Origin of the sequence: Mycobacterium sp. OTB74 (assembly GCF_029892685.1) — a bacterium.
In the GTDB taxonomy this organism is placed as follows: Bacteria; Actinomycetota; Actinomycetes; order Mycobacteriales; family Mycobacteriaceae; genus Mycobacterium.
Window position 1 is genome coordinate 1 of sequence record NZ_JARXVD010000043.1, and the last position, 6,834, is coordinate 6,834.

At 62.4% G+C, this 6,834-nt stretch carries 5 protein-coding genes; 3 read left to right on the forward strand and 2 right to left on the reverse strand.

Annotation, left to right across the window (positions count from 1 at the left end):
- Positions 1 to 717, forward strand: a 717-nt coding sequence (locus M2432_RS27685) for a Gfo/Idh/MocA family oxidoreductase (protein WP_280830055.1), incomplete at its 5' end; no start/stop codon positions are given.
- A 117-nt stretch (positions 718 to 834) separates the two neighbouring features.
- Here M2432_RS27685 and M2432_RS27690 read toward each other — a convergent pair.
- Both M2432_RS27690 and M2432_RS27695 read right to left on the reverse strand, forming a co-directional pair.
- On the reverse strand, positions 835 to 2,484 hold the full coding sequence (locus tag M2432_RS27690; RefSeq protein ID WP_280830056.1) for a GMC family oxidoreductase: 1,650 nt from the start codon (positions 2,482 to 2,484) through the stop codon (positions 835 to 837).
- 118 nt (positions 2,485 to 2,602) lie between these two features.
- Positions 2,603 to 3,823, reverse strand: coding sequence for a glycosyltransferase family 4 protein (locus M2432_RS27695; protein WP_280830057.1), 1,221 nt, complete (start codon positions 3,821 to 3,823; stop codon positions 2,603 to 2,605).
- Positions 3,824 to 4,128: 305 nt separating this feature from the next.
- On the opposite strand from M2432_RS27695, the gene M2432_RS27700 reads away from it, so the two are divergent.
- Positions 4,129 to 5,403, forward strand: coding sequence for a glycosyltransferase (locus M2432_RS27700; RefSeq protein WP_280830058.1), 1,275 nt, complete (start codon positions 4,129 to 4,131; stop codon positions 5,401 to 5,403).
- 3 nt (positions 5,404 to 5,406) lie between these two features.
- Positions 5,407 to 6,579 carry an acyltransferase gene (locus M2432_RS27705; protein WP_280830059.1) on the forward strand — a complete coding sequence of 391 codons (1,173 nt, stop codon included), beginning with the start codon at positions 5,407 to 5,409 and terminating at the stop codon, positions 6,577 to 6,579.
- The last annotated feature ends 255 nt before the right edge of the window (positions 6,580 to 6,834 follow it).

A 6,834-nucleotide genomic window follows, 5' to 3' on the forward strand; every position in this document is an offset into this window, starting at 1 on the left:
GAGGCCGGCAAGCACGTGCTGTGTGAGAAGCCGTTCATGGCCAATGCCGCCGAGGCCCGCGAGATCGCCGAACTGGCCGCCAAGTCCGGCCGGGTGGTGATCGAGGGACTCCACTACCAGTATCACCCTGGCATTGAACGTGTTCGCCAGGTCATTGCTTCAGGCGAACTTGGCAAGCTGGAGCACGTCGAGGTGGTCAATTGCTTTTGGATGCCGAAGTCTTCCGACATCCGCTACGACTACCGCCTTGGCGGTGGCGCTCTGATGGATCTGGGGTGCTACGCCGTCGACTTGGTTCGCACGTTTGGCGGTTCGACCCCGGAAGTTGTTTCGGCACACGCGAAACTGAAAGGTCCTGAGGTGGACCGGGTGATGACGGCCGAGTTGCGGTTTGCCGGCGGGCACACGGGCCGGGTCCACTGCTCGATGTGGTCGACCGATCGGCCGCGGTTCAGCGGCAAGGTGATTGGTGACCGCGGTGAACTGCGGCTCCATCCGCTGAATCCCTTCCAGTGGTTCATCGTCCGGTCTGCCGATGGAAAGCGGGTGGAGCGCTTTCCGTCACGGACCACCTACGCGTATCAGCTGGATGCGTTCGCCGCGGCGGTGCTGCGCGGAGAACCGGTGAAGACGACAGCGGCGGAAGCGGTCGAGAATATGACCGTCATCGACGCGATCTATCGTGCCGCCGGCCTTTCGGTTCGCCAGCCGGCCTGACGTGGCTCGGCCCGAGTTCGTCAATCTGATCTCGATACTCAGAACCGTCTACCGCTGGAAATCAGCGGTAGACGGTTCTTGAGTAGAGCGCCTGATTGTGCCTGGGTCGGCCACGGCTCAGTTGGCGAAGTGTGCCTCGTTGATGTGTTCGGCCACCCGTAGGGCATTGGCCGCGATGGTCAGGCTCGGGTTGAGGCCGGTGCTGGACGGGAAGAACGAAGCGTCCGCGACGTAGAGGTTTTCCACGTCGTGTGCGCGGTTCTGTGCGTTCAGCACGCTGGTCGCTGGATCGGTACCGAAGCGGACTGTGCCGCAGACATGGCCCAGGGTTGCGTTGTCTGCACCGGTGCGCAGGGTAAGGGTGCGGAAGGGCTGCAACACGTCTTTGAGTGCACGCAAAAACACCTCGCGGCGGCCAATCTCGTTCGGGTGCAAGCGGTATTGGAGGCGCAGCCGCTGGCGACCGTCGACGCTGGGCCGGTCGCTGGGCAGGACGCGGTTGTCCCGATATGGCAGGTCTTCCATCATCGCGACAAGCACCAGACCGCCGTTAATGAATTGGTTGTAGACCGGTCGAGCGACCGGGCTTGCCAGGCGCAGTGCCTTCGACACAAAGGTGGGCTGGTTCATCATCGTGTCGAGCGGCGCCAGCGAGGCCATCGAACCGGCGGACTGCACCGTGCCGCATTTCTGGCCGTCAACGAAATAGAAGTCGTTGAGTCCGATCTCCTTGTTTTCGGCGGTGATTCTGCTGCCGCGTTGCGGCCAGATCTCGATCCAGTCCATTACGTGGCGCATCAGGTTGCGGCCCACCATGTCTGAGCTGTTGGCCAGTCCGCCCGGCCAATCGCCGGATCGGGAATTGAGTAACAGTACGGGGGTGGCCAGCGCGCCGGCGGCCAGCACCACCACTTTGGCTTTGAGCGAGAGCATGTCGGAGCGACGCTGACAGATCACCCGTTCGACTCGGGTGTCGTTGGACTCGAGCCGTAAGACCCGGCACTCGTCCAGCAGCTGAGCGCCATACTCGGTAACGGCAGGCAGCACACCGGCACGTCCGCCGTCGTTCTTGCATCCCTTGGCGCAGAGGAAGGCCTGACAGGTCAAGCAGTCGTCGGTGTAGTCACAAGCCATCGGCAGGTGATAGGGATGCAGCCCGCGCCCTGACAGATAGTTGACCAGCGGCTGGTTGTCGGCCGAAAAGGGCGGTGCGGCAGGCCGATTGACACCGGCCGCCTCCGGCCGCAGGGGATCCGGCTGGCCGCGAACTCCCAGCAGCTTCTCGGCCTCCGTGTACCAGGGCGCCAGCTGCTCGTAGGAGATCGGCCAGGACTCCGGCGTTGTGGATTCGCCGGGGTCGGCAAAGTGCTGTCGGGGAGTGAAGTCATCGACGAAGAATCGTTCGCAAACCATGCCGTAGAGGGCCGATGATCCGCCTGGACCCGCGCCGATAAACGGCACGAACCGCCGCGGGAAACGGCCGCTGATGTCGGTGATTTCATCAGTGCTGCGTCCAGCACGGGCCAGGGTTTCGTAATGGGTCTTTTTCGACCGGGAGGACCGCGGCTCGGCGATTTCGGGCATTGCCGAGCGAATCGTCCCCGGTGTCCCGGGCAAAGTTGAACGGCCCTTCTCGACGAACAGCACCCGGCGGCCTGCGCGCGCCAGCCGCTGGCCGAGCATGCCACCGCCCATGCCGGCACCGATGACGATGACGTCCCACTCGATGCGCTCAGCTTCGCGCCCAGTCATTTCGCCGTTAGGCACAGTTGAACTCCTCGGTGTGGTGGCCGAAAACTGGCCAGGTCTGGGGGATGCGGGCTGGTATCCCACATCGATGCAGCGGGACTCGATAAATGTCTATACCCATGTGGCAGAAGGTGTTTCAACACAGACCGAGGATCGTGACGAGCTCGTCGTCGTGGCGGTCACGCTGGAAGTGCCGCGCTGATTCCAACGCGCTACGGGCGAGGCGGCGACGCAGGTCCTCGTCAGATTCAAGCGTCATGAGGTTGGCGGCGAGTGCAGCCGCGTCTCCCACCGGGCTCAATAGACCCGTGACGCCGGGATCGATGATTTCTGGGGTGCCACCTGAGTCCGTCCCGCATACCGGCAGCCCGGCCCGCATTGCCTCGACAGTCACGCGGCCGAACGCCTCGCATTGGCTGCACATCAGACCGACATGGGCGGCGGCCCAGTAGCGTGCGACGTCGCGGGTTGGTCCATCAATGGTCACCAGGTCGTCGACTCCCAGTTGGCGGGCGAGGTTGCGAAATGGCGTCTGACTGCCGGCACCTACCAGTGTCAACTCGATGTCGACGCCGGCTTTACGGGCGATGGCGATAGCCTCGATTGCCAGCTGTTGTCCCTTGGCGGCAGAGAAATAGCCGACAAGGACGGTGCGCATGCGCTCACCGGGATGGCGCTCCGGTGGTGTGCCAAATGCTGTGTCGACCACGGGGTAGATCACGTGTGTGTTCATTGTCGGGTCCAGTGCGAGCATGGCTTGCGCGACTGCGTGTGAATTGCAGATCACTGACTCCGACAGCCAGCCGACCAGTCGCACGGTTCTGCGGTAGCCGAACAGGAACCAGAGTTGATGGTCGTCTCTGCCGAATTCACGAACGATCCAGTGGTGTGGAATCCCGAGGATCTTGGCGGCGATCGCATGGGACGGAATTGTCATGGTGTTGGTGAGGACCATCGCCGGACGCTGCCGAATGAAGGACACCAATGCCTGCACAATGCCAGGCAGGAGAATCGCGGTGTAGGGAAGCCACCCGATCAGCACGTGGAGGTCGATGCGTGTGATGCGCCCCCATTTGCCAAAAGCCCACCATGGTGTCCAGGCGATCTGCGTTTGGATGCCGTCATCGGCGCACCGCTGGGCGACGTCTCCCTCTAGCGGGAGCACGGCGACGACATCTAGGTCCGGCCGCTTTGTCCGGATCGCGAACAGTGTGTCCCGGAAGTCGACTACGCCGCCGCCGCCAAATGTGCTCACGTTCGAGACCACCACGACCCGAGGGGCGGGGCCCTCTTTGCGTAGTGCCCTGTTCACGCGACGCCGGACTGTGACGTGGCGCAACGGCTCGATGGCAAACACGGGCCGGAGTTTAGGCGACAACCCGTAGGCCTTGCCCCTAAATGGCCGCGACGAACTGCTTCGTTGGTACAACTCTGTCAGTCTCTCTCCGCGACCGCGGCCCTCATGCTTGAGTTTCGTCTCTGAGTGGTGTCGCCAACAAGCCACGTCGGAGGAGCCCTGTGAAGGCCGGGCGTGGGACCGGTTCGATGAACGTTGAACTCGAAGCAGATAACCAAACTCTTACGCAGTCGTCAATAAATACGCAATACTGACCGCTGTTGCTGACCGTGCGCACGCGCATGAGCCCGAGAGGCTAGGACTCGATGAAAATAGTGCTGGCATGCCATGGCGTGCGCGGCGATGTGGAGCCCAGCATCGTCGTCGGCCGCGAGTTGCTGCGTCGGGGGCATGAGGTCAGCATCGTGGTGCCGCCGAACGTGGTCGGCTTCGCCGAGGCGGCCGGGCTCACTGCGATTGCCTGGGGGACGGACTCGCAGGTCATGATGGATGCGCAGCGCGATTACTGGACATGTTTCTTTCAATCCGCCTGGAAGCCGAAAGAGCTGGAACGGCTGGGGGACAGGATCGGGGAGATCGTCACCCAGTGCTGGACGCAGGAGGCGTTCTCGACTCTGGCGTCGGCAGTGGAAGGCGCCGACCTGATCATCGCGGGCAACGGTTTCGAGCAGTTCGCGGCCAACGTCGCGGAATATTACGAGATCCCCCTGGTTACGTTGGATTTTTTCCCGATGCGGGCTAACGGGAGGGTGCTGCCTCTCCTGCCGCCGCCGGTGGGCCGCGCCGTGTTGAAAGCCTGGGAGCGGATGGCGTGGAGTGGCCATGTGAAACAGGTTGAGGACGACCAGCGCCGTGAGCTCGGTCTCCCGCAGGCGACAACGCCTTGGCCGCAACGGATCGTCGAACGCGGTTCCCTGGAAATCCAGGCGTACGACGATGTGGTCGTGCCCGGGCTGGCTGCCGAATGGGCAAAATTCGGTGGCCGACGGCCCTTTGTCGGCACGCTGACACTCGAGTCGCCGACGGATTCCGACGACGAGGTCGCATCGTGGATCGCGAGGGGGAAACCGCCGATTTTCTTTGGCTTCGGCAGCGTACCGGTCGGCTCCCCGGCCGACACGATTGCCATGATCAGCGCCGTCACTGAGCGGCTGGGCGAGCGCGCGGTGGTGGGCGCCGGCTCTACTGACTTCAGCGCGATCTCCTATCCCGACCACGTCAAGGTGGTGGGATTGGTGAACTTTGCGGAGATTTTCCCTCGCTGTCGCGCGGTCGTACACCACAGCGGCGCCGGCACCATTGCCGCGTGCCTGAGGGCGGGAGTCCCGCAAGTGGGCCTGTGGACACTCCCCGATCAGGCGTTGCGCACTACTCAGCTCAAACGGTTGAAGGTGGGCACTGGGCGGCGTTTTTCCAGGACTACCGAGAAGTCATTGGTCGCGGACTTGAGCAAGGTGCTCTCCCCGCAATACCGCACGCGGGCGCGCGAGTTCGCGAACCACATGACGACACCCGCTGAAAGCGTTGCCGCCGCAACGGATCTCGTGGAGAGTTTCGTCCACCTCAGGAGTGTCTGCTGATCGATGAGCGCAAATCTGGAACTCGTTGGTGACAACGAAGATAAAGAAGACGTCGGGCGCAGAAAGCGCACGCTCGGAGAGGTATTCGACCCGAAGAACAACGCGCTGAACGCGTGGCGGTTGATACTGGCGACCGGTGTGATCTTTTGTCATGCCTGGCCGTTGACGGGCCGCAGAATCTCTTACGAGCCGGTTCATCAGCTGATTGAAGACGGATGGGTGGACGGGTTTTTCGCGATCTCCGGATTTCTCATCACCTGGAGTTGGTTCAGGCAACGACGGACTCGTGACTACTTCTTGGCTCGAGGCCTGCGCCTCCTTCCGGGACTGTGGACATGTCTGATTGTCACCGCGATCGTTATCGCCCCAATTGCCGTGCTGATCCAGGGTGGTTCGGCTGCCAAGCTGCTGCTGTCGCGCGCGCCGTACGAGTACATCCTGGGAAACAGCGCGGTGCAGCTGCTCAAGCACGACATTGCCGGAACACCCAGCGGCATCCCGTGGCTCGGAGAATGGAATGGGTCACTTTGGACCCTGTTTTGGGAAGCGCTATGTTATGTCGCGATCGCGGGCCTCGGCATTGCCGGCCTGCTGCGTCGCCGGTGGGTCATCCCGGTGCTGTTGGTGTTAGTGGTGTACTGGTCGGCGATCCTGCCGCCCTATAGCCGCCTGATCGACGCACCACCCGGTGCGCATGTACAGCTCGACGCTACTGCCCAGCAAATCGTGATGAGCGGAATGGCGGCGAGATTCGGGCTCATGTTTCTGACCGGGGCGCTGCTATATCGGTTCCGCGACGTGATTCCCGCTCGATGGTCGTTGGTCGCAGTGAGCGTGGTCATTGTTATGGCGGCGAGCATGCTGCCGAATTACCGCGTGATTGGCGCCATACCGTTGGCGTACGCCATCATCGTTTCAGGCGCCCTACTCCGGAACAAGCGGTTGAGGTTTGGCACGGATTTGTCGTACGGCGTCTATATATATGCATTCCCGCTACAGCAGTTGCTGGTCGTCAGCGGGCTTGCCTTCTTGAATCCAGTCGTGTTCGCAATCATCGCGACCGCCGCCACCCTACCGCTCGCCGCGCTGAGCTGGTTCCTGGTTGAGAAGCCGGCGCTGTCCTTGAAAGCCCGGCTCGGCCGGCGGAGTTCACCAACCGCTCCGCCTCCTGCCTAGCCCTGGGCCAGCGCCCGATCGGCAAATTCGCCGATGGCCGGACCCAAGACACGCTGACAGCGTCGCGAGGGCTGCGCGTCTGGTGGAAGACGACGCCCGTCGCAAGCGAGTTGGCTAAACTGAAGTCAGATTCTGGAAAACGCAGAAAATTGACGGCGCTGCAAGTTTAGACTCAGCGCCGATCATGCTGTTGTGCGAGATAGGGCCATTGTGAACATCACCGAATATGACGTGCGCTCGCTGTACCTGGATCTG

What these genes read in the sequence shown, in the direction of transcription:
- M2432_RS27700 (WP_280830058.1), top strand. Translation starts at nt 4,129, where the DNA reads ATGAAAATAGTGCTGGCATGCCATGGCGTGCGCGGCGATGTGGAGCCC.
- M2432_RS27705 (WP_280830059.1), top strand. Translation starts at nt 5,407, where the DNA reads ATGAGCGCAAATCTGGAACTCGTTGGTGACAACGAAGATAAAGAAGAC.